The organism is Paenibacillus terrigena DSM 21567, assembly GCF_000374845.1.
Lineage (GTDB): Bacteria > Bacillota > Bacilli > Paenibacillales > Paenibacillaceae > Paenibacillus_K > Paenibacillus_K terrigena.
The window spans coordinates 314,607-337,174 of record NZ_KB895414.1 but is presented as its reverse complement, the minus strand read 5'-3'; the positions used below and the strand labels follow the sequence as shown (position 1 = coordinate 337,174).

The 22,568-nt window shown below is 44.7% G+C and carries 20 protein-coding genes, 1 tRNA gene and 2 pseudogenes; 20 read left to right on the top strand and 3 right to left on the bottom strand.

Annotated elements, in window-relative coordinates:
* Nucleotides 1-56: 56 nt before the first annotated feature.
* The 15 genes and pseudogenes from C558_RS33715 (at nucleotide 57) to C558_RS0109445 (ending at nucleotide 15,279) form a co-directional block, all read left to right on the top strand.
* Nucleotides 57-123: transfer RNA gene (locus C558_RS33715), tRNA-Ala, on the top strand.
* 1,120 nt (nucleotides 124-1,243) lie between these two features.
* A protein-coding gene (locus C558_RS33085) for an IS3 family transposase (protein WP_156826052.1) occupies nucleotides 1,244-2,577 on the top strand; the annotation gives its coding sequence in 2 pieces (ribosomal slippage) (nucleotides 1,244-1,631 and nucleotides 1,631-2,577; 1,335 coding nt in all).
* Nucleotides 2,578-2,991: 414 nt separating this feature from the next.
* Nucleotides 2,992-4,851, top strand: coding sequence for an assimilatory sulfite reductase (NADPH) flavoprotein subunit (locus C558_RS0109505; protein WP_018756029.1), 1,860 nt, complete (start codon nucleotides 2,992-2,994; stop codon nucleotides 4,849-4,851).
* A 75-nt stretch (nucleotides 4,852-4,926) separates the two neighbouring features.
* Complete coding sequence (cysI, locus tag C558_RS0109500; RefSeq protein ID WP_018756028.1) at nucleotides 4,927-6,660, top strand: assimilatory sulfite reductase (NADPH) hemoprotein subunit; 1,734 nt, start codon at nucleotides 4,927-4,929, stop codon at nucleotides 6,658-6,660.
* Between the two features lie 181 nt (nucleotides 6,661-6,841).
* Complete coding sequence (locus tag C558_RS0109495) at nucleotides 6,842-7,480, top strand: TetR/AcrR family transcriptional regulator (RefSeq protein ID WP_018756027.1); 639 nt, start codon at nucleotides 6,842-6,844, stop codon at nucleotides 7,478-7,480.
* A 23-nt stretch (nucleotides 7,481-7,503) separates the two neighbouring features.
* The gene (locus C558_RS0109490; protein ID WP_018756026.1) at nucleotides 7,504-8,337 is read left to right on the top strand and encodes a transporter substrate-binding domain-containing protein; all 834 of its coding nucleotides are present in this window, start codon (nucleotides 7,504-7,506) and stop codon (nucleotides 8,335-8,337) included.
* A 27-nt stretch (nucleotides 8,338-8,364) separates the two neighbouring features.
* On the top strand, nucleotides 8,365-9,009 hold the full coding sequence (locus C558_RS0109485) for an amino acid ABC transporter permease (protein WP_018756025.1): 645 nt from the start codon (nucleotides 8,365-8,367) through the stop codon (nucleotides 9,007-9,009).
* A 14-nt stretch (nucleotides 9,010-9,023) separates the two neighbouring features.
* Complete coding sequence (locus tag C558_RS0109480) at nucleotides 9,024-9,776, top strand: amino acid ABC transporter ATP-binding protein (protein WP_018756024.1); 753 nt, start codon at nucleotides 9,024-9,026, stop codon at nucleotides 9,774-9,776.
* A gap of 42 nt (nucleotides 9,777-9,818) precedes the next feature.
* Nucleotides 9,819-11,036, top strand: coding sequence for a M24 family metallopeptidase (locus tag C558_RS0109475; RefSeq protein ID WP_018756023.1), 1,218 nt, complete (start codon nucleotides 9,819-9,821; stop codon nucleotides 11,034-11,036).
* A 176-nt stretch (nucleotides 11,037-11,212) separates the two neighbouring features.
* Nucleotides 11,213-11,320, top strand: a pseudogene (locus tag C558_RS33080) (SDR family oxidoreductase); the annotation flags it as partial.
* 30 nt (nucleotides 11,321-11,350) lie between these two features.
* The gene (locus C558_RS0109465) at nucleotides 11,351-12,337 is read left to right on the top strand and encodes a glycoside hydrolase family 130 protein (protein ID WP_018756021.1); all 987 of its coding nucleotides are present in this window, start codon (nucleotides 11,351-11,353) and stop codon (nucleotides 12,335-12,337) included.
* 291 nt (nucleotides 12,338-12,628) lie between these two features.
* Nucleotides 12,629-12,718 (top strand): annotated as a pseudogene (locus C558_RS33710) (ABC transporter ATP-binding protein); the annotation flags it as partial.
* A gap of 87 nt (nucleotides 12,719-12,805) precedes the next feature.
* Entirely contained in the window at nucleotides 12,806-14,296 is a 1,491-nt protein-coding gene (locus C558_RS0109455; RefSeq protein ID WP_018756019.1) for a serine hydrolase domain-containing protein, read from the top strand.
* A 94-nt stretch (nucleotides 14,297-14,390) separates the two neighbouring features.
* Nucleotides 14,391-14,864: a MerR family transcriptional regulator gene (locus C558_RS0109450; protein WP_018756018.1), complete on the top strand. Its 474-nt coding sequence runs from the start codon at nucleotides 14,391-14,393 to the stop codon at nucleotides 14,862-14,864.
* Nucleotides 14,848-15,279: a hypothetical protein gene (locus tag C558_RS0109445; protein WP_018756017.1), complete on the top strand. Its 432-nt coding sequence runs from the start codon at nucleotides 14,848-14,850 to the stop codon at nucleotides 15,277-15,279. The genes C558_RS0109450 and C558_RS0109445 overlap by 17 nt, the downstream gene beginning before the upstream one ends.
* Before the next feature lie 251 nt (nucleotides 15,280-15,530).
* On the opposite strand, the gene C558_RS0109440 is transcribed toward C558_RS0109445, so the two are convergent.
* The 3 genes from C558_RS0109440 to C558_RS0109430 all read right to left on the bottom strand — a co-directional run bounded on the left by C558_RS0109440 (nucleotide 15,531) and on the right by C558_RS0109430 (nucleotide 17,427).
* Complete coding sequence (locus C558_RS0109440) at nucleotides 15,531-15,743, bottom strand: hypothetical protein (RefSeq protein ID WP_018756016.1); 213 nt, start codon at nucleotides 15,741-15,743, stop codon at nucleotides 15,531-15,533.
* 78 nt (nucleotides 15,744-15,821) lie between these two features.
* Entirely contained in the window at nucleotides 15,822-16,841 is a 1,020-nt protein-coding gene (locus C558_RS0109435) for a hypothetical protein (protein ID WP_018756015.1), read from the bottom strand.
* 61 nt (nucleotides 16,842-16,902) lie between these two features.
* Nucleotides 16,903-17,427, bottom strand: coding sequence for a tetratricopeptide repeat protein (locus C558_RS0109430; protein ID WP_018756014.1), 525 nt, complete (start codon nucleotides 17,425-17,427; stop codon nucleotides 16,903-16,905).
* A gap of 304 nt (nucleotides 17,428-17,731) precedes the next feature.
* Here C558_RS0109430 and C558_RS0109425 point away from each other — a divergent pair, with 304 nt between their 5' ends.
* The 5 genes from C558_RS0109425 (at nucleotide 17,732) to C558_RS0109405 (ending at nucleotide 22,389) form a co-directional block, all read left to right on the top strand.
* A complete protein-coding gene (locus tag C558_RS0109425) occupies nucleotides 17,732-19,075 on the top strand; it encodes a phenylacetate--CoA ligase family protein (RefSeq protein WP_018756013.1) in 1,344 nt (447 codons plus the stop codon).
* Nucleotides 19,076-19,152: 77 nt separating this feature from the next.
* Nucleotides 19,153-20,394, top strand: coding sequence for a phenylacetate--CoA ligase family protein (locus tag C558_RS0109420; RefSeq protein WP_018756012.1), 1,242 nt, complete (start codon nucleotides 19,153-19,155; stop codon nucleotides 20,392-20,394).
* 52 nt (nucleotides 20,395-20,446) lie between these two features.
* A complete protein-coding gene (locus C558_RS0109415; RefSeq protein WP_018756011.1) occupies nucleotides 20,447-21,469 on the top strand; it encodes a bifunctional 3-deoxy-7-phosphoheptulonate synthase/chorismate mutase in 1,023 nt (340 codons plus the stop codon).
* Between the two features lie 20 nt (nucleotides 21,470-21,489).
* Nucleotides 21,490-22,098 (top strand): chorismate pyruvate-lyase family protein, encoded by a 609-nt coding sequence (locus tag C558_RS0109410; protein ID WP_018756010.1) that lies wholly within the window; start codon nucleotides 21,490-21,492, stop codon nucleotides 22,096-22,098.
* Between the two features lie 3 nt (nucleotides 22,099-22,101).
* Nucleotides 22,102-22,389, top strand: coding sequence for a hypothetical protein (locus C558_RS0109405; protein ID WP_018756009.1), 288 nt, complete (start codon nucleotides 22,102-22,104; stop codon nucleotides 22,387-22,389).
* Nucleotides 22,390-22,568: the final 179 nt, after the last annotated feature.

Below are 22,568 nucleotides of genomic sequence, written 5' to 3'. Positions count from 1 at the left end.
GGTATTTAACAACCCCAAAAGAATTAAATACCAGCAGTAAGATTTATCACGGGGGCTTAGCTCAGCAGGGAGAGCGCATCGCTGGCAGCGATGAGGTCAGGGGTTCGAGCCCCTGACAATCCATACTTTTAATAAACGGCAGAAATGCCGTTTTTTTGTTGTTTACCACATTTACCTAAATTATGGGAAGGTATTATTGAACGTTACAAAACGTTACTCTCTATAGTAAGAGTGGGGGGATCTTTTGTGAGACAAGTAACTTTATCATTTAAAATACAAGGAGGCTTGAGCAAGGTCGAATATTTTAAATCCAAAGTCAAAAATTACTTTACACAATAATAACAGAGTGTCGACTTTGTCGACACTCTGAACGGTCTCTTTTGAGAAAGCATTATTTCACGTCGAAAATCAAAATAAACCCTCTATTTTCCCACTTTATGAAAATAAAAGTGCTGAATATATTAATCATAAAAAATTCAACCAAGTCTCTAAGAAATATATTCACTCCTAAAGGTGATCCGCATGAAATCTAACTTACTTCCAGAATATCACTATAAAAGTTCTATTCATTATAAATGAAAATAAGATATTGTGTATGTAAAATATTATTGACAATTGAATAATGGGACTGGAATATTATGTAATGTATTATTGGCTGCCTTTCACAGAATACATGTGCCTTCAACAATAGGTACATTGGATGAAAAGAAATATCGAATGGATGACGTCAATACGTGTCTTAATGAATTCTAAACTAGTTCTGAATCTTTTGTGGTTGTGAAATACCCAATGGCGGGAGAGCGCATCGCTGGCAGCGATGAGGTCAGGGGTTCGATCCCCCTAGGCTCCACCAAATTGTAAACACAACGCAACCTGATGAGGGTTGCGTTTTTTAATTGGTGGAAAGCCCTTAGGGGGTGAGAACCCCCCGGGTTCAGTCCGCGCGGACGAAATGAAAAGAGCATGCTTCGTAGATAAAACTTCTAATGAAGGAGCACGGCGTCTTATTCTACCTATAAGGTAGTCCTCGTCGAGTAATCTACGGCAGCAAGTTAAATCAGGAATGGGACATCCCATTGAAAAGGATAGCGAGTTAGACGAGCGGGTATCCCCCTAGGCTCCACCAAATTGTAAACACAACGCAACCTGATGTAAACTGTACCCTATCGAGAAGACACTTTAAAAAAGTCTCTCGGTAGGGTACTTTTGTTTATATCAGAAAAGATGGGAATGGAAAAATGAAATGAGCAAGAAAATATTCACGGATAAAGAAATCAAGCTGTTATCTAACAATCCTTATGTGAAGTCTGTATCGTCAAAGGCAATTACGTATACGGATGCATTTAAGCAATTGTTTATCTCAGAGAATAACAAAGGCAAATTGCCGAGAGAAATATTTGAGGAATGTGGTTTTGACGTAACAATTATTGGGATCCAAAGAGTCAAATCCTCGGGGATGAGATGGCGTGCGAGTTACCAGGAGAACGGTGTCTTAGGCCTGCAGGATACGAGAAGCCAAGGATCTGGAAGACCTCTCACGAGAGAACTGACGTTGGAAGAGAAGTATGCCAGGTTGGAGGCTCAGAACAACTTGTTAAAAGCGGAGAACGAGTTGTTAAAAAAGATTCGTTTTGCGGAAAGGGGGCAGAGCAAGAAATAAGGCTGTCGCCTCACCAAAAATATATTCTAATCCATACCATTATCAAGAAGTATCAACTCCATCGTATGGCCAACTATTTATGTAAGATAGCTGAGGTTTCTAGGAGCGGTTATTACAGGTACTGGTCTTCCGAGGCAAAACAAAAGAGAAGCCAACGTGAGCAGCAAGATGAACAGGTAAAAGAGGTCATCTTAAAAGCTTATCATTTCAAAAAACGCAAGAAAGGTGCCCGTTCTATTAAGATGACACTAGAGGGGCAGTTTAAGGTTGTCTACAATCTGAAACGCATTAGGAGGATTATGAAGAAGTACGGCATTGTGTGCCCTTTCAGAAAGGCTAATCCATATAAAAGGATGATGAAGGCTACCCAAGAGCACAGGGTCGTTCCCAACCTGCTAAACCGAGAGTTTAAGCAGAACATTCCTGGTAAGGTATTACTGACGGACATCACCTATTTATTGTACGGTTCAGGCAAGAAAGCCTACCTATCAACCATCAAAGACAGTTCGACTAATGAGATCGTAGCCTATCATGTATCAGACCGAATCACAATGGATCTAGCAACAGCCACCCTCGTTAAGCTTAAGAAAAACAGAAGGTATAAGAAAGCAGAGGGGGCCTTTATTCATTCTGACCAAGGATCACATTATACACATCCAGATTTTCAAAAAATGGTGAGGAAGATGCATTTAAAGCAGTCTATGTCCAGGCGGGGAAACTGCTGGGACAACGCACCTCAGGAATCATTTTTCGGTCATTTTAAAGATCAGGCCTCCATTAAACCCTGTTTGACTTTGGACGAGTTAAAACGGGAGATTAAAGACTACATGACTTATTACAATCACTACAGATACCAATGGAATTTAAAAAAGATGACCCCTGTTCAATACAGAGATCATCTTCTTCAATCTGCCTAGACTTTTTTAGAATGTCCTTTACAAGGGGTACAGTTTAATGAGGGTTGCGTTTTTTAATTGGTGGAAACCTTAGGGGGTGAGAACCCCGGTGAAGAAAAGTCACCAAAATCAACATAATTGAATCTTTGAAAAGTATAGAATAACGGAAATCAACAAAATGCACTCCTAAAATCATGGGTATTACCCCCTCGGGTAGATCAATGAATTCACAGGGGGTGCATTTTTTAATAGGTAAATCTAGCCTGGTTCATAGCATTTACAGCTTTATAAGTAAAAATATGAAAAACCTAAAAATATCTAATAAATAATTGTCGATATTTAGGTTGAACCTTTTGCAAATCTGTTTTAGTATAAATATTAAATAATACCTAGTGCTTTTATCGGATTTTATATATTTTTGTGAGGTGGTTCGTGTTGCAACTTCAAGTTACGAATAGTCCATTTACAAGTGAGCAAACAGAGCTAATTAATAAGTTGCTCCCAACTTTAACGGATGTCCAAATAAGCTGGCTAGGTGGTTATTTATCTGCTTATCGTATGGTGAGTGCGAATACGGTGACAGTACCATTGACGGTAAACGACATATCGGCGATACCTACAGTAGCACCAGTATCCGTCGTGACGCAAGTCCCGCGTGAAGCGACGATCTTGTTCGGCTCACAGACTGGGAATGCGCAGAGACTAGCAGGTCGGTTGGCAGAGAGTTTGAAAGCGCAAGGTATCACAGTGACACTGTCGGCAATGAATCAGTATAAGACAAATCAGTTAAAGAAGGTTGATTATCTATTCGTACTTGTCAGTACACATGGTGAGGGTGATCCACCGGATAATGCACTGACATTCCATGAATATCTGCATAGTAAGCGTGCTCAGAAGCTTGATGGCATAAAATTCTCGGTACTTGCCTTGGGTGATACATCGTATGAGTTTTTCTGCAAAACAGGTCAAGATTTCGATTCAAGGCTTGCGGAGCTAGGGGGAGAGCGAGTCACAGATCGTGTGGATTGCGATGTGGATTTTGAAGAATCTGCTGCAGGTTGGATTGCATCTGTTAACCGCGCGGTGAGTTCAGCTGCGACATCTACATCCTCGAATGTGACTACGAATGCAGCTAGCGCGTCAGTTGAACCCAATGTTGTTGAACCAATTTATTCGCGAAATAACCCGTATATGGCAGAAGTGCTGGAGAATCTAGACTTGAACGGAAGAGGATCCGATCGTGAGACGCGCCATGTGGAGATTTCGTTAGAAGATTCGGGCTTGACGTATTCTCCTGGCGATGCGGTTGGCGTATATCCGCAGAATGATCCGACACTCGTGGATGAGCTGATCTCGCTTCTGAAGTGGAATCCGGAGGAGGTCGTTGTTACTGGTAAGAATGGAGAGACCTCTTCTGTACGTGATGCACTTCTGCACTATTATGAAATTACCGTGTTAACGAAGCCTTTATTGGAGAAAGCCGTTGCCTTCTCCGACAGCGACAAATTGGCAGTGCTGGTGAACCCAGGCAATCAAGAGGCGTTGAGAGCATATGTCAAAGCACGCGACTTGCTTGATCTGCTTCGTGATTTCCAGCCGTGGACAATTGCCCCGGGAGATCTATCGACACTGCTTCGTAAGCTGCCGCCTCGTTTGTATTCGATTGCGAGCAGCCTTAACGCACACCCTGATGAAGTGCATTTGACCGTTCGTAAGGTGAAATACGAGGCGCATGACCGCGAGCGCAAAGGCGTAACTTCAGGATATATCGCTGAACGATTGGTGCCGGGCGATAAACTTCCGATTTTTATTCAACAGAATCCGAATTTCAAACCTCCTGTTAATCCAGATTCGCCAGTCATTATGATTGGACCTGGTACGGGCGTTGCCCCATTTCGTGCGTTTCTTGAGGATCGCGAAGAGCTGGGTGCGACAGGGAAATCATGGCTGTTCTACGGCGACAGACATTTTGTCACAGACTTCCTGTATCAGACGGATTGGCAGCGCATGTTGAAGGTAGGTGTGTTGTCGAAGCTGGACGTAGCATTCTCCCGTGACACGGAAGAAAAGGTATATGTACAGCAGCGCATGCTGGAACATGGCGAAGAGGTATACAACTGGCTGCAGGACGGTGCACATGTGTATGTCTGTGGAGATGAGAAGTATATGGCACATGACGTTCAAGCCGCATTGATTGAAATTATTGGGCAATATGGCGGCAAATCGCCCGAGGTGGCAGCTGCGTATCTATCCGAGCTGCAAGAACAGGGGCGTTACCAACGTGATGTATACTAAGCGCTTGTGCTTCGGCACAAGGTTCAATCGGTGCAATAACATGACCGCATCATGCAAGTAGAGGAGCTGATAGCCATGGTAAATAAGCAAAAGGTGGAGCCTATTGGTGGACCGCCGAGTGACGTGGAACAATTGAAATTAGAAAGCAACTATTTACGAGGATCATTGACGGAGTCGCTGGCGAATCAAATAACGGGCGGATTGCCTGAGCTGGATAATCGGCTTCTGAAGTTCCATGGTAGCTATATGCAGGATGATCGTGATTATCGTAATGAACGGGAAAAGCAGAAATTAGAACCTTACTATCAATTTATGCTGCGTGTTGTTACGCCAGGCGGGGTGTCTACTCCCGCACAATGGCTTGTGATGGATGAACTAGCGGATAAATACGGCACGGGAAGCCTTCGTCTAACGACACGGCAAGCATTCCAGCTGCATGGCGTCTTGAAGTGGAATTTGAAGCAGACCATCCAAGATATCAATGAAGCGCTGCTGACGACATTGGCAGCTTGCGGCGATGTGAGTCGGAATGTCATGTGCAACCCAAATCCTTACCAATCGGATTTACACGGCGAGGTGTACTACTGGGCGCAACAGCTGACGACACATTTGGCGCCGAAGACACCTGCCTATCATGAAATCTGGCTGGATGGGGAAAAGGTGGTCGACAGTCTAGAGCAAGAAGAAGCAGTTGTGGAAGTCGAGCCGATTTATGGCAAAGTCTATTTGCCTCGGAAATTTAAGATTGGGATTGCGGTACCGCCGTCTAACGATATTGACGTCTATTCGCAGGATCTTGGATTGATCGCGATCGTGGAGAACGACAAGCTCGTCGGATTCAATGTCGTCGTCGGTGGTGGGATGGGCATGACACATGGCGATACAAGTACGTATCCTCAGCTTGCTCGGAGCATCGGTTTTGTAACGCCAGACCGGATTCTGGACGTTGCGGAGAAGACAGTTACGATCCAGCGTGATTACGGGAATCGCTCCGTTCGGAAGAATGCCCGGTTCAAATATACGATCGATCGACATGGCTTAGACTGGTTCGTGGATGAATTGCATGACCGGTTAGGGTGGAAGTTGGAAGCTGCGCGTCCGTTTACATTCGAACATACGGGAGATCGTTACGGCTGGGTTAAAGGCAAGGATGGCAAATGGAACTTGACGCTCTATGTTCAAAGCGGTCGTATCGCGGATGGAGAAGGCTACAAGCTGAGAACAGCTTTGCGTGAAATTGCGAAGATACACACGGGGGATTTCCGCCTGACGGCGAATCAGAACTTAATGATCGCGCGTGTAGACACCAGGAAGAAGAAAGCCGTAGAAGCCTTGCTGCAGCAGTACGGCGTTGCCGAAGGTTCGAAGTACTCGGCATTGCGCCGGAGTGCGTTGTCTTGCGTAGCACTACCAACCTGCGGGCTTGCGATGGCCGAGGCGGAACGATATCTGCCGACACTCATCGATAAGCTGGAGCCGATCCTTGAGGAAGCCGGTATTTTGGATGAAGAAATTAATATCCGCATGACAGGCTGCCCTAACGGGTGCGCGCGTCCAGCGCTAGGCGAGATTGCGTTCATTGGCAAGTCACCTGGCAAGTACAATATGTATTTAGGCGCGGGGTTCTCTGGGGATCGTCTGAGCAAGCTATATCGCGAGAACATTGGCGAAGATGACATTATCGATACGTTAAGACCGATGATTCAGCACTATGCGGTTGATCGGAATCAGGGAGAGCACTTTGGAGATTTTGTCATTCGCACAGGGTATGTCACAGCGGTAACGAATGGAATGAACTTCCACGATTAGGATGAGGGTGGAGGAGGAAGCGGTGCAGATCTAATCTGCATCGCTTTTTGTATTTTGTCGTAGGTGTAGGATAGGGTATCTAAGGTAATTAGAGCTTGACAATCAGAATTGCATTAAAGTATAGTAATCCCATCGGAATTTACTAACTGACGAGTCAGTTAATAGAAAAGAGGTTGTGTCATTGTCTACGAGTTCGAATCGCGATCCGGATCGTCAGCAGCAATTGAGTCAGGCGGCCCTTGCGTTATTTGCACGTCAAGGGTACCACAATACGAAGGTATCCGATGTGGTTAAATCGTCCGGGGTATCACAAGGTACGTTCTATTGGTATTTCGAGAGCAAAGAGAAGCTTGCCTTACAACTAATTGAAGACGGTAAACAAAGTTTAATCAAAGTGATCGAACAAGGTTATCGTAATCATGCAGGGACTGTAAATGACATGTTGGAATCGTCCACGCGATTGTTAACGGATTTGTTCGAATTCGCAGACCAGAACCGCTACCTGATGGCATTCTTGCTGATCAAAGGCCAAGGCGCAGATCCATCGGTGCGGGAAGCCGTATCGCAAACCTGGATTGCGTTCGAGGAAGCTTTTAATAAAAATGTCAAGCGGGCACTTGAGTTAGGGATGCTTCCAGACACGGGGGACTTGTCTCTTCGTGTCAATATCCTTGTCTCTTTAATCACGGGTGTACTTGCCAAATGGCTGTTCGGCCCTATGCATGATGTCGATTTTCAATCAGCATATCCTCCTTCGGAAATCGCTGCGGAAACCGCAAAGTTCGAATTCGGCGGATTACTAGGATCATTTAAACATTGAGGAATAAAGGAGATGTATCAACCATGTTGTTAAAAGGAAAACCTGCATTCAAAGCAATATCTCTATTACTTATTTTGGCATTGGCATTAGTCGGATGCGGGGCCAAGTCAACGGAAAAAACAGAAACTGCCGCCCCAGCCAGCCTGCTGGAAAAAATCAAGTCATCCGGTAAAATTCGAGTAGGATTAATGGGCACCTATGCGCCATACAACTTTATGAATGATAAAAATGAAGTGGATGGATTTGATGCCGATGTGGCTAAAGAAGTTGGAAAACGCTTAGGCGTGCAAGTGGAATTTATTACAGGCGAATTCTCTGGCTTGATTGAAGGGCTGCAAAAGGATAAGTACGACGCCCTAGTTAGCCAAGTCACGATCACAGAGGACCGCAAAAAAACAATGGATTTTTCCGAACCCTATATTAAAAATGCCGTTAACGTGATCGTCAAGAGTGACAATAGTGACATTCATTCGTTGGAAGATTTCAAGGGTAAAAAAATTGGCGTCGGACTTGGAACCAACGACGAGAAATATTTGCGTGATGTCGCGATTCCCAAGGTCGGACAATTCGAAATTGCAACGTACAACGATGTCATCACTTCATTAATGGATTTGAACACGGGAAGAATCGATGCCACCATTAACAATACATTTGCGATCCAACCGATCTTGCAAAAAAACAAGCTTAAAGTGAAGGCTGTAGGTGAGCCGATTAAGGAAGATGTTGCTGGTATCGCGGTTCGCAAAGGCAATCCGGAGCTTGTGGAAGCGGTCAATAAAGCATTGGATGAGATGAAATCAGACGGAACGTTCAAGACCATTTTCAAGAAGTGGTTTGATGTTGAACCGAACATTTAACGAGGAGCGTAACAGGAGGCTTTATGCATGGAACTCGTCTTTAAGAACATCAATTTCTTGTTAACTGGTGCTTACTATACGATGCTGATTACGGTCGTCTCTATGTTCTTTGGATTAATCATTGGACTGATTACGGCGATCGCTCGTCTAAAAGGAAATTGGCTGATTAGCACGCTGGCTAAGGGTTATGTATCCATCATTCGCGGAACGCCGATTCTTGTACAGATTTTTATCGTATACTATGGTTTACCTGATTTCGGTATTACGCTCGGACCGCTCACAGCGGCTTACATTTCGCTCAGCATCAATATTGGCGCTTATTTGTCGGAGACTTTCCGCGGCGCGATACTCTCTGTGCATAAAGGACAGACGGAAGCGGCGGCCTCACTCGGGTTAACGCCATGGCAGACCATGGTTAAGGTTGTTCTTCCACAGGCAGCCCGGGTGGCCATTCCCCCGATGGGCAACACGTTTATTGGCATGTTAAAAGAGACTTCGCTCGTGTCGATTGTTACGGTAACGGAACTGCTGCGATCCGCCCAATTGCTTATCGCCCAATATTATACGGCTATGCCGTTTTATGTTGCGATTGCCCTAATGTATTGGCTGATGAGTCTACTGTTCTCCAATATCCTTAACCGCATCGAAGTCAAATTATCCAAAGCTTATTAAGGACGTGTGTAAGCATGATTGAAGCAACAAGTCTCAGCAAACAATTCGACCATTTGACTGTATTACAACAGATTGACCTTCATGTCCGTTCGCAAGAGATCGTCGTCTTGCTTGGACCGAGCGGATCTGGCAAGAGCACATTGCTGCGCTGCATCAATGGATTGGAGGAACCTACCGCAGGAACGATCCAGGTTGGCGGTGTGCAATGGGATGCCACGATGAACATAAAACAGAAAAAACAAGCGTTGAAGGATATTCGCGCATTAACCGGCATGGTGTTTCAATCCTTTAATCTGTTCCCGCATATGACTGTATTGGAAAATGTCGCGATGGCTCCGATCACCGTCAAAAATATGCCCAAGCATGAGGCAAATGCTGTGGGTGAAGCCCTGCTTGCCAAAGTGGGATTGGCGGACAAGAAAGACGAATATCCGTCCCGGCTTTCCGGAGGCCAGCAGCAGCGGGTAGCCATTGCACGCTCGCTTGCCATGAATCCGCAGATTATGTTGTTTGACGAGCCGACGTCCGCACTGGATCCGGAATTGACTGGCGAGGTCTTGTCTGTGATGAAGCAGCTGGCTGCGGAAGGGATGACGATGCTAGTGGTGACGCACGAGATGAAATTTGCGCGTGAAATCGCGAACCGAATTATTTTCATGAGCGATGGCGTCATTCAGGAGGAAGGGACGCCAGAGCAATTTTTTGACCATCCCAAAACCGAGCGAGCGCGTAAATTTTTGCGACAGATGGCGCATCAACCGGACTAACCGCAAGGCAAGTCTTGGTTCAACATAGAGGGAGTTGAAGTCGTGGTTCGTATCGACCCAGAACATCTTAACAATATAGCAGAACGGGCAAGATTGATCATGGAAAAGGAACAGATCGATGCGATCGTTGCATCGACCTGCGAGAACTTCTACTATCTGTCCGGGCATCCAAGCACGTTCATGTATACGCTGCGCATGAATGAAGTTGCACTTGCTGTCATGTTTCGGAATCCAGACCATAAGACCATATTGATCGTAAATGATTTTGAGGCGGCGGGCGTAGCGACAGATGATTTGCCTCCCTGCGAGATCAGAACATACCCTACATGGGTTGATATCGACGATCCATACGGATTGACGGGGGGAGCGTTCGAAGGCAAACGTCCCGTCTCTCCCCAGGCGGATGAAATGTTCGGATTGCTCCAACGGGTGCTCGATGAACATGGCGTATCCCGCGGCAAGATCGCTGTTGAATTAGGCGACATGCGTCATTCCGCCGTCTTGGCTCTGCAGAACGCGATCCACAAGGCTGAGCTCGTGGAAGCGAATCGGATATTTACAGTGTTGCGTGCTATCAAAACGACGTGGGAAATTGAGCAACTGCGTAAGGCCTGCACGTATGCAGAATCAGGCATGACGGAAGCGGTCCGCCGGATCCGCGCGGGCAGTTCTGCCTTGGAAATCGTGAATGACTTTAGGACAGCATTAATGAAGTATGAGGATGGCTCGAATGCCCGCTTTCATATGATATCTGTCGGAGCTGATTTCGCACCAACGCATCGCTTTGATACTCGTCCGTGCGAGCCGGGAGATGTGATTAAATTTGATGTAGGTGTCGACGTGGCAGGATACGGTTCGGATATCGCCCGTACATTCGTACTTGGATCTCCATCCGATGTAGTGAAGCGCGTATACGATGCATTGCGGGCGGGGCACGACCGTCTCCTACAGATGATTGAACCTGGGCGACCGATGAGCAGCGCTTTTCATGAAGTGATGGCGCTCATCCGCAGATCGGGACTTCCACACTATAACCGAGGCCATTTAGGACATAGCGCAGGACTAAGCCTAGCGGCAGAGGAAGCTCCTTTTATCGGTCCATCGGAAGAAGCCATTTTTCGCTCGGGCATGGTGATTTGCTTGGAGACACCCTATTATGGCCACGGCGTAGGCTCGATCATGATTGAGGATATGGTTCTTGTGACCGACAACGGGTGCGAGAGGCTGAATAAGTTGTCTCGGGACCTTATTATGCTGTAAATGGCTAGATAACACTATGAATCAATTAGGCAGTGAAACATTGAAGCACCGGATATTTCCGGTGCTTCTTGATTTTTCGGAGTTTACAATTCCCTCAAGTCTACCATGAAAATGCTTATTTGCTTGTTCTCCAAGCTAATCTACCCACGTTCATGCTCGTGCATGCCGTCAAAGTGGGGACATCTGAACAAGTTGCTGCACCGGTGGCATGGTTATTATCGGAAGAGGCCAGCTATGTGACCGGAGTTACAATCTTTGCAGATGGTGGTATGGTATTGTATTAATATTGAAGCGATAAGGAAGGGGATTACAGGATGAGTAAAATTATTGGTGAAGCGTTAGCAAATATGCCGTGGCAGGATAAGCCGAATGATTGTAAGGCGCCAGTATGGCGGTATACTCAGAATCCGATTATTCAGCGAGACGGACAGTTGAACTCAAACAGTATTTTTAATTCAGCAGTTGTTCCTTTCGAAGATGGGTACGCAGGTGTTTTCCGTTGCGATTCCAGATCCGTCAGTATGGATATCTTCGTAGGCTTTAGTAAGAACGGGATTGATTGGGAGATTCAAGATCATGCCATTCAATTTGAAGGTGACGAATATATTACGAAGCGTGAGTATCGTTACGATCCGCGCGTTTGCAAGATTGAAGACAAATACTATATCACTTGGTGCAATGGATATCATGGTCCAACCATTGGACTTGCGTATACGTATGATTTCAAAACCTTCCACCAGCTGGAAAATACGTTCTTGCCGTATAACCGGAATGGTGTGCTGTTCCCGCGTAAAATCAATGGCAAATACGCGATGGTGAGCCGTCCAAGCGATACGGGTCATACACCTTTCGGAGATATTTTCTTTAGCGAGAGTCCAGATCTTACGTATTGGGGTAAGCATCGCTACGTGATGGGAACGATTAATTCCGATGCTTCAGCATGGCAATCGAAGAAGATTGGTCCGGGACCTGTGCCGATTGAAACGGATCGCGGCTGGCTGCTGATCTATCATGGTGTAATTAACACATGTAACGGGTTTGTGTATCGGATGGGCGTAGCGCTGCTGGATATTCATGAGCCTTGGAAGGTATTGGCCCGCTCGCGCAACTATATCTTAGGACCTGAGACATTGTATGAGTGCGTAGGAGATGTACCGAATGTAACCTTCCCATGCGCAGCCTTGACAGATGCAGAGACAGGCCGAATCGCTATTTACTACGGTTGCGCGGACACCGTAACAGGAGTCGCTTTCACAACCGTGGACGAGTTGCTGGATTATATGGACAAGTATCCGCTATAGGCAGTAGCGCTCTGACATAACGAAAAAACCCTGACTATTCATGAAGTCAGGTAAACACGCCAAATACTGGCGTGTTTTTTTTGTGTTTGAACCCGACTTTGGTCTAGCTGAAGTGGAGACTGTAGATGGGTGTTTCCCTTCTCTTGCCTTCGTATAATCAATTTGAATAATATGGTAATTTAATTCAGGTCTGGAGCAATAGGGATGGTAAATCAAGTTTCCGCTGCAGCTGGTCGAATTCCGGTTGGCAGTTTGACTATTTCCATCTCAGGAAACGAAGGAGACGTGAAAATGAAAACGTTAATCGAATTCAAAAACGTAACGAAAGAATACAAAATAGGAGGAGTGACGATCAAGGCTCTTGCTGGTGTTGATATGATTGAATCATTAAAAAGTATAGGATAATCCCCTTATCTTTCTTCTTAGTAGATAAAGGTAATACTAATCTTGAATGAGGAGCATCGTCAGATGAAAATAAGATCAAATTGTAGATATTATCATAGAGCGATATTCTGCCTGGTTGCAACGATTATGCTGATTCTTCAACTTAGTGGACAGCCTGCTCATGCGGCCTCGGGTCTGGATCATGAAAAGATTGATGGATATATGAAGGAGGCCATGAGACGACTTCATATTCCCGGCGCTGCCATAGGAATTATCAAAAATAAGGAGATTATTTATTTACAAGGGTACGGAAATGCAGGCCCGAATGATCGCCTTGTTACTCCGGATACCCCGTTTCTGATCGGTTCCACTTCCAAGTCTTTTACCGCGCTTGCGATCATGCAGTTGGTTGATGAAGGGAAGATCAATTTGGATGCACCGGTACGAAAATATTTGCCCCAGTTCAAGATTAGCAGTGAAAAAGATTCCGCCCGAATCTCAGTTCGTAACTTGCTTGTGCAAAATAGCGGTTTTTCCACATATGATGGCCGCAGAGCCTTGGAAAAAGAGGATATATCATTGAAACAACACATTGAGGAGATGGGTGACATTGCCTTGGCTGAGCCAATCGGTACCCTATTCCAGTATTCCAATCTTAACTACGATGTATTGGGAAGGATTGTAGAGGTTGTTTCCAGCCAAAGCTTTGGAGACTATATCAAGGAGCATATCTTCAAGCCTTTAGATATGAAGCATAGTTTCACGTCTTTAAAGGAGGGAGAATCAAACGGTTTGGCACAGGGATATCAGTCATTGTTTGGAGCGATGATGCCAACCAATCTGCGTAATCCCGAGGCACGCATTGCATCAGGCGGCCTGATTTCATCAGCAAAAGACATGTCTAATTATTTGATAGCACAAATGAATCAGGGTCAGCTTGGCAATATTGCTATCCTTCCAGAGAAATTAACCGATCTCATGCATCAGCCTGCTGTATCCCTTGTTAAGGGAGTTTCTTATGGAATGGGATGGATTGTCGTTGATAATGAGATCGTCTGGCACAATGGAGGAACAGAGAATTTCAGTTCAGATATGATGTTTGATGGAGAATACGGTATCGTGACGTTGTTTAACGCTGCAGATCCTTTTGTGAGTTATGACGACGTTTTCCAAGGCGTTTACAAAATTCTAAAGGGAGAGAACGCTTCAGTTCAGAATTTACCTAGCTTTACATCGTTCTATTTAACAGTCGGTATAGTCGTAGTGATCCTGCTTACCTTACTCATCTTTTCTGTCATGAACCTCTTGAAATGGGAAAAAAGATTCTCGTTGAAGTCTAAGTTTATGCTCAGGTTTATACCAGTTCTATTCATCTTTAATGTGCTGTTGCCCGTTGGGGCACTTATATTTATTCCTCGACTTATCTCAGCGTCTTGGTCTGTTATTATAGGGTTTTCAACAGGATTAGGTCATTTTTTGATTATTTATCCTATAATATTGCTTCTTATTGGGGGGATAAAAACAATACTATTTATTCGTAGTTACTTGAAAACCAAACAACCCGTATCGTTATGAATCAGATTCAATCTTTCATTCCTCGCTTCAATACGCATCGAGAAAAAATAAAACGACTTGACATTGAAGTCAACTCCAATGATATTCTTAATTCATGGAAAAACTTTACTCTATCCAAGAGGCTTCGCAGATACTTGGGATATCGAAGGATACGCTTCGGTATTATGACCGGATTGGGATCGTCTCGCCGTCCCGGAAAGACAATCGGTACCGCAGGTATTCGAAGGACGACCTCATAGACTTGATGAATATTCAGATCATGCAGTATGCGGACTTTTCACTTGACGAAATCAGAGGGAAATTAAGTCTCCGTAAGATGGAAAATATCGACCCCGCTTACTGCGAAGAGGTTGCTACGTTCCTCGATGCCAAGAACGTAGAAACGCGCAAGAAGATTGCCCATCTGGAAATGGTCAGTCAGTTACTCAACATGGCAGCCGAAACGATAAGAGACTTTAATAATGAAAGCGACCAACGGTTGACAGAATTCGTCCGCGAGATTTACATGGATATCCGAAAGAATGAACCGGGAATTTCCAAGAAGGGTTGTGATGAACATCAAGGTTAGTAATTTTTATTATCTAATTGCAGGTGTTCTTGCGATGCTGTTTGCCGTCACGCACGCATGGAACGGGCAATCCGCGGTGCTACCGACGCTTGACATTAAGGCGATATCCATGGATACCCAGACGGTATTCACGTATGTTTGGCACATTATCACGGCGGAAAATCTGGTCATCGGCATCGCATTCATTTTCATGTCATTCCAAAGTGAGTCGTTAAAGATCCGATTTGCCGCATGGATGATCGTGGTGATCCTGATCGTCCGACTGTTGGTCATTCTTAGCGTAACGGCATTGCTAGACGCTTCGGGGCTTACGGATACGTTCATAGATTCGATTGCCATCGTAATCTATGTCGCCATCATCATACTGGGCACAAGAATGAAGAAAAAACAGTTCGGTGGTCAACAGCCACAGTAACAGAGATGTTCGAGTTGTCTTCTACTTTCAACCATTCTTTCCGAGCATGTAGATAATATTCCTTCCTTTAATTCATCAATCACCGATTCAGAAAGTGATACTCTCCTAACGGGAGATTTTGGTGCCCTTCCATTCAACGAAAACTATATAAATACAGCAAAATGGGCTGAGGACAAGATCCTCAACCCATTTTGTCAAGAACCCCTTCTAGATTTGGGGATATTTGCGTGAAACTCCTATCAGCAAGTTGACTACTTAAGCTGACTAAGTCCAGTCCGCAACACTTCTTGGCCAGTTGCAACGGCACCGCTCTTAAGGGCAGTTACGACTCTCCCTAAAACAACATCAGCTGGTTGGTTTTCATCATTCACTGCATCTAGAAGTTGTCTGCCGATGTTGTTCGCGCCGCTTTTTAATGCAGATTCAAGGAAACTCTTGAGGAATTTGCTGTGTTTAGTAGACATGTATCTCACCTCCTTCCGAAAATACGGAACCCCTGAGGTAAAGTCTGATGTGAATTCGCCAGTTGTCTTTCTTAAAGGTCATTTCTTTTTCTTCTTTAAGGCCATTTCTTTCGCTAGTTCTTTGGCTTTTTCCTTCGCAAGTTTTTTGGCCATTTCTCTTGCTAGTTCTTTGGCTTTTTCTCTCGCTAGTTCCTTGGTCATTTCCTTCGCCGGTTCTTTGGCTTTTTCTTTCACACGTTCTTTAGCCTTTTCTTTCGCTTCTTCTTTAGTTTTTTCTTTAGCCCGTTCTTTAGCCCGTTCTTCTGCTTTTTGTTGGTCTATTTCTTTCTTCTTCTCTTTCTTCTTTTCTTTCTTCTTTTCATCATCAGCCCAGGTAAGGAGGGCGCTGCCTACAGACCGAGTAGCTTCAATCAAAATGGAAGTGGGACTGAAGTTTGGTAGATTTTCAATTGCTGGTTTTCCTTCAAGCGCTTGCAGTTTTTGCTTGGATAGCTGTTTCCATGCCGAACTTTGTGTTTGACTCTCCAATCTTCTAAAGTGCGTAGCCGCCTCTTGGTTCTGACCTATCCTATTGTAAGCCTCACCGAGTTCATAGATGAGTTCTAATTGTTTTTCAGTGTCTAGCGTGTCAGATTGTGTATTGAGGACGAGGGTGAAATCTTCAATCACCGTCTTCGTCCGATAGAAATGTTGCTCTGGGAGATTGTAAGAGGACTTGCCGCGAAGCAGCCGGATCATACTGTCGTGTGGGGCAGCGGCTACCGCATTGTCGAGCATTTTCAATCCTTGTTTTGACCATTTCAATTTATCAAAAGCCTCTGTTTTATCTCTTGCAATCAGTATCATTGTGCTGCCATAGTAAGCATCAACAAGAGGCTTATCTGGATAATCGACGCGTAGCTGTTCTAAAATCCGATGTGCTTCTTGAACAGCAGTTACATTCCCAGCTACGCCATCCATATAAAGTTGGATAGCTAGGGTGAGTCTCTCATTGAACGGGTCAGACGGAGTAGACTCCAGAATTGACACGGAACTTAGGTTATTTTCGGTCTCATTCAAGTCTGATCCTTCCATATCGCTGGTGTTAAGGTTTGTCACTAGATTTCATCCTCTCTGTACTCATGCATGATCACATCGCTCGCTTGCATGGTTCTAATCATCATTTTTTCGGATGCATGGAGGCAAGACGCTGTAAGACTTCATTCGCCTTGTCCTGATTTCCGATATTTTGATAGGCTTTACTCAGGTTTCGAAGTACTTCTCTGACTTGTTTTTGGGTTAGGTAATTTGAACCTTGTTGATGATAACGGTCAAGGAGGAATGTGAAGTCCTCGATCGCTGTTTTCGAAGAATAGAAATAAGACTCGGGCAGTTGCAGGCAGACGCTTCCGCGCACGAAGCGAATTTCTTTTTCGTTCGGATCCATTGTTACTGCATGATTCAATACCTCCAAACTCTCTAGTGCTTTTTCTTCTTTCTCAACAAGCTTAACGGCATCACGTGATAAGAGGGCTAATGAACTACCGTAATAGGCTTCAATAAGCGCATTATGAGGCTGGGTCTCACGGAGCTTTAAAAGCTTCTCATTCGCTCTTTTCGCTGCCTTTTTGTCTCCTTCAACCCCATCTTGATGGAGCTTTATTGCTTCCTTAAATTGTTTATCAGGATTGCTGTCATATGACATTTTTACCTAACCTCCAATTTGCTTCGTCATTCTTTGAAAGCCGAGTTTCTCTATGCTAACTTCTCATGATTTCGAAGACTATATACTTGTTACGATATGTGAGGCCCTATTACTATGATTGGATGAAATAATCACTTTTTAGAAGATATACGGCTGTCCGAGTCAAGCCTGACATTGCTTGCATTTCATATTAGGGTGACTAGGGAGGAGGGAGCGTATCTACTACACCACAAGTAATCAATAAGAGATTGCTAGACGAATTACCATGCCGCAGGTTTGGATTGAAATGGTTAGGAGGATTTTTATGAAAGCACAAACCCATAAAATGAAGGTATCCGTGGACGACCATACATCCCATTTAGAACAATTCAAAGCTTTTTTCAAGCAATTGGATGAGGATGGAAGCACCATTGAGAAGCTGCCTCGGCAAAGAATTGAAGATTATCAGTTAAAAGCGATTAACGCAACACTTACTCATATTTGGGACCGAAATGAATATTATCGCTCAAAGCTGGAAGAAGCAGGCTTTACAGTGCCACAAATTGAAAGTCTGGAGCAATTAACAAATGTACCTCTATTGAATAAAGACGTCATTCGAGGCGATAAGCAGAAAATCTTATGCTTAGATCCAAAAGAAATCGGTCAGGTTCACCTCACGAGCGGTACTTCGGGAAAACCTATTTATACCTCGTACTCGTTAGCTGATCAGTATGTCTATGATTTGCTGCCGAAATATTTGGAATTGTTTAAGGAAACGGATGTTGATGTGGCGGCCATCGCCTTACCTTATGAATTTGCTCTGCCTGGACTTGGATTTCAGCGGTTGTTTCAATTTGCTTTTGGAACGGCAGTACTGTCACTTGGCAAAGGCGGTTACATGGCTCCCGTCGATAAGTCATTAGAATTGATGAAGGAGTTCCAAGCTACAGTTCTGACTACGACCCCCTCCTATGCGGCACTTTTGGCTGAAGAAAGCGAGCGGTTCGGCATAAAAATCGGAGAAGATATACGATTGAAAAAAATATTGCTTACAGGTGAAGGCTGCTCCAATAAATTCCGTGAGCGTTTGGAAAAATGGTGGGGATGCGAAGTATCCTTCTTCTACGGATCGACCGAATGCGGCGTCGTTGCGGTTGAATGCAGTGAGCACAAAGGTTATCACGTGATGGAAGGACATGTAAAAGTCGAAATCATTAATCCAATTACGATGGAAAAGCTCCCTTACGGCAAGACGGGAGAAATCATTGTAACGACGTTGCTTCGCGAAGCCATGCCAATGGTGCGTTACCGTAGTGGGGATATCGGGTATTTGCAGAAATCCAAATGTGATTGTGGTATCACGATGGACGTCCTGCATCTGAGAGGAAGAATGGAGAACATGCTTCGATTGGGGGATGAAGACTATTCACCGTTCATGTTAGAACAATTCTTGATGGAAATTCCGGATGTGGGTATGTGGTATCACTTCAAATTGAATCAGGGATCATTAAAGATTGAAGCCGAACCGTTTCGGACGGAATTAACAGATGAGCAATTGGCAACGAAAATCCGGAAGCATATGGCAGACCGAATCGGGATTGATTGCGAAGTGGAAATCAGACATGATATTCCTCGTACTTTTGGCAAAGCAACGCGAATATTCAATTAAGGCGGCCAGGAGCATGGGGCCAAGGATTCGCATTAGCCATCCCAAAGCGCCGTGTAACGCCGAGAGGAGGTGCCCTTATGACCGATATTCAGAGGGAGCGGGAGGAAAAGTTCAAGAATTTATTAGTACGCCTAACGAAATCCCCTCTATATAAGGATCGATTAGCGAAATATGACATCGATAATATCGGAATGGAACACATCCAAACACTGCCATTGACAACGAAAGAAGATCTTCGGAATGCCGGTACTTTCGGACACCTAGCTGTCGAAATAAGTAAGATTGCCCAATACCACGAATCCACGGGTACAACCGGAGAACCTTCCGCTTCTTGGTTCACGCAAGAAGATATGCGAGTAGGCGGAAGACAGCTGCAGGAATGTGGAGTTCGATTGACAGCGGATGATCTTGTGCTGATTCGATTCCCGTATGCCTTGGCGCTACCCGCCTTCTTAATGCAGCAAGCTGCCTGGCACACAGGAGCAGGGGTTGTACCTGCAAGCGGACGTACGGTAGTTACGCCATACCCGAGAGTATTAAGTCTAATGAAGCGCCTACAAGTCACCGTATTAGCAGGGCTTCCGCGCGAGATGGAGCTTCTGGCTGAGACAGCGCGTCTCATCGGTTTGGATGTGTTCAAAGATTTACCAGCGCTACGGGCCATTTGCGTTGCCGGTGAGTTAATGAGCGATAAACGCAAAGAGCATATAGAAAAGCTGTGGGGTGTACCTGTATACAATATGTATGGTTCGACTGAAACCGCGAATATTGCAGCCATGTGTGAGTTTGGCTCGATGCATATCATGGAACAAGATTTTTGCGTAGAAGTGCTGCATGAAGATGGTTCAGGTCCTGTTACTCAAGGGGAGAGAGGGTTTGCGGCGATAACAACGCTCTCTCATCAAGCTTCTCCTCTGTTGCGATACTTTAATGAAGATATTATCTCCGTTGAACCTTCCATGTGTGCTTGTGGACGAGCAATGGGCAAGTTGGTGCATTACGGCAGAAGTAAGGATCGAATCGTGATCGGTGATACCATTCTAGATGCTTATGACATCCAAGAAGCTGTCTATTCGTTGACACCTGCCCCAGATGCATGGAAGGTATTGGAGCAAGAGGAGGGTTTGTACATTCTACTTGATTCGCACGATGCTGGACGATGGAGTATGGAGGACATCCAAACTGGATTATCTGAAAAGCTTCATGTGCCTGTCACCCTTCAAATCATTACCGACGCAACGCTTCTCGATCGGGTTGGGCTCGTGAATAACGTGCCATCGACCAAACCGGTATATATCCAGAAGCGAAATAAAGTTTAAGCTGGTGAGGGTCAGGCTACAGTCAATTGTGAAAAAGAGAGGTGTGCTCGTCATGAGCGACAAATGGCAACAATTAATAACGCAATGGGATGGAATTAACCAACAATTGCTCGATCTGATGAACGAGCGTGCACGAATGGCAATGGAAATCGTTCAAGAAAAGAATAAGCAGGGCATTTCACAAGCGGAGCCAGTTGGCAACCAACAACTACTGAATGAGCTTGCTACCCATACTTTTGCGAATCCCAAAGTAAAAAAGGAGGCTCCAGCCGAGCGCAAGCTTCTTGTTAGCCGCCAGCATAAGAGTGAGGATACGATTATTCAAGTAAAGCATGCCGAAATCGGCGGTTCTTCGCACGTCACCGTCGCTGGGCCCTGCTCAATTGAAAGCAGAGATCAGCTATTAACGGTTGCTACCGCAATGAGGAATGCCGGCATTACCGTCTTACGAGGAGGCGCGTTCAAACCGAGAACATCACCGTATGATTTTCAAGGCCTTGGCGAAGAAGGGTTGAAAATCATGAAGGAAGTGGCTGATGAAACGGGTATGGTGACGATCAGTGAAATCATGAGCCCTTTGCAAATCGACACGGCTGCTCGTTACATTGACATCTTTCAGATTGGTGCCCGCAACATGCATAACTTCGATCTGTTGAAAGCCGTTGGCCAAACCCAAAAGCCTGTCCTGCTGAAACGAGGCCTCTCCGCCACACTCGAGGAGTTCGTGTTTGCGGCTGAATATCTGCTATCCAGCGGGAATAACCAAGTCATGTTAATCGAGCGCGGAATTCGCACCTATGAAAAATGGACGCGTAATACACTCGATATTTCTGCTGTTCCGATATTGAAACAAGAGACCCATCTCCCGGTTCTCGTAGATGTCACCCATTCCACGGGTCGAAAGGATATTATGCTTCCATGCGCGAAAGCTGCGCTTGCGGTTGGAGCAGACGGTATCATGGTCGAGGTGCATCCGAATCCGCAGGTTGCACTTTCTGATGCGAAGCAGCAGTTGAATCTTGACGAATTTAACATATTTTTGCAGGGGCTCCGCGATTCCGGTCTGTATCGTTAACAGCTATTGGAGGAAACTGTATGACAGATAGGAATACTGATGGCAAGGACTCGCAGCATGCGGGGGAAGCATTGGATTTTTTGCAGAAACTGATTTTCGATTTGCTATTAGTGACAGACGGAAGGACCACAGATTTGCTAGAAACCTTGTTGAACGAAAAGCTGCGCGTAACGGTCATTCGACAAGAGCAATTGAATGAAGAACATGCTGATCATCAAGATGGGTTCTCCGGCGCTCCTTTATATCTGAGAGAATCGATTTTGATCAGCGACAAAAGTGATTTTATCGTTTCTCACAATATAGCAATTGTGAATTCGAGGTACGTACCAGCTTCTTTATTTGAGAAAATTGCTCACAGACAAGAGGGGATTGGCAAATCAATCAGCTCGATTGGTTTACAATCCTACAGAAAAGTGGTTGACTCTGGGCTCAAGACCGAAGAAGAGGCTGTCGATCTGTTCCAAAAGCCGATCAATCTTCGTATTCCTGAACTGCACGCTAAAATTCCTTACAAGATATATGACATTTATTTTCAGTTAGTGCCAGGGATTCATATGCTTGAATATTTTAATCCAGAAGTTGTCAGATACCGTTTGAACAAGGTTATCAATTCCAAAATGGAGGGATAAAACATGAGTGAGGAAGAAATGAAAGAACAAAAATCGACGAACAAAGAGGAAAATGAAAAAGCGAAAGAGCAAGCTAAGCTTGAGAAAAAAGCAAAGAAAAAAGAAGAAGAGAAAGAAAAAGAGAGACTAAAAGAAGAGAAGAAGCTTGAGAAAAAAGCGAAGAAAAAAGAAAAAAAGAAAGCGAAAAAGAAAGAAAAAGAACAAAAAAAGATTGAGAAACAGCAGCAAGAAAAAGAAAAAAAGGAAAAAGAAAAAGAAAAAAAAGAAAAAGATAAGGAAAATAAAGAGTAATAAATACATGAAAATGAAATAGGGACTGCTTCCTTATTTTCGTTAAAGGAAGTGGTCCTACGTTTTTTCTATAATCCAAACCGTTTAGTCTATGTATGTATTCGGATTTCAACTCAAAAAAACCTCTGGTCAATAACGTAAGTTCATCAACCAAGAGGAGAAAACACGGAACTGAGAGT

Bases quoted from the DNA above. Each gene is read 5' to 3' on its own strand.
- cysI (WP_018756028.1), top strand. From the start codon at position 4,927: ATGGTAAATAAGCAAAAGGTGGAGCCTATTGGTGGACCGCCGAGTGAC.
- C558_RS0109490 (WP_018756026.1), top strand. From the start codon at position 7,504: ATGTTGTTAAAAGGAAAACCTGCATTCAAAGCAATATCTCTATTACTT.
- C558_RS0109485 (WP_018756025.1), top strand. From the start codon at position 8,365: ATGGAACTCGTCTTTAAGAACATCAATTTCTTGTTAACTGGTGCTTAC.
- C558_RS0109480 (WP_018756024.1), top strand. From the start codon at position 9,024: ATGATTGAAGCAACAAGTCTCAGCAAACAATTCGACCATTTGACTGTA.
- C558_RS0109465 (WP_018756021.1), top strand. From the start codon at position 11,351: ATGAGTAAAATTATTGGTGAAGCGTTAGCAAATATGCCGTGGCAGGAT.
- C558_RS0109455 (WP_018756019.1), top strand. From the start codon at position 12,806: ATGAAAATAAGATCAAATTGTAGATATTATCATAGAGCGATATTCTGC.
- C558_RS0109450 (WP_018756018.1), top strand. From the start codon at position 14,391: ATGGAAAAACTTTACTCTATCCAAGAGGCTTCGCAGATACTTGGGATA.
- C558_RS0109445 (WP_018756017.1), top strand. From the start codon at position 14,848: ATGAACATCAAGGTTAGTAATTTTTATTATCTAATTGCAGGTGTTCTT.
- C558_RS0109440 (WP_018756016.1), bottom strand. From the start codon at position 15,743: ATGTCTACTAAACACAGCAAATTCCTCAAGAGTTTCCTTGAATCTGCA.
- C558_RS0109430 (WP_018756014.1), bottom strand. From the start codon at position 17,427: ATGTCATATGACAGCAATCCTGATAAACAATTTAAGGAAGCAATAAAG.
- C558_RS0109425 (WP_018756013.1), top strand. From the start codon at position 17,732: ATGAAAGCACAAACCCATAAAATGAAGGTATCCGTGGACGACCATACA.
- C558_RS0109420 (WP_018756012.1), top strand. From the start codon at position 19,153: ATGACCGATATTCAGAGGGAGCGGGAGGAAAAGTTCAAGAATTTATTA.
- C558_RS0109415 (WP_018756011.1), top strand. From the start codon at position 20,447: ATGAGCGACAAATGGCAACAATTAATAACGCAATGGGATGGAATTAAC.
- C558_RS0109410 (WP_018756010.1), top strand. From the start codon at position 21,490: ATGACAGATAGGAATACTGATGGCAAGGACTCGCAGCATGCGGGGGAA.
- C558_RS0109405 (WP_018756009.1), top strand. From the start codon at position 22,102: ATGAGTGAGGAAGAAATGAAAGAACAAAAATCGACGAACAAAGAGGAA.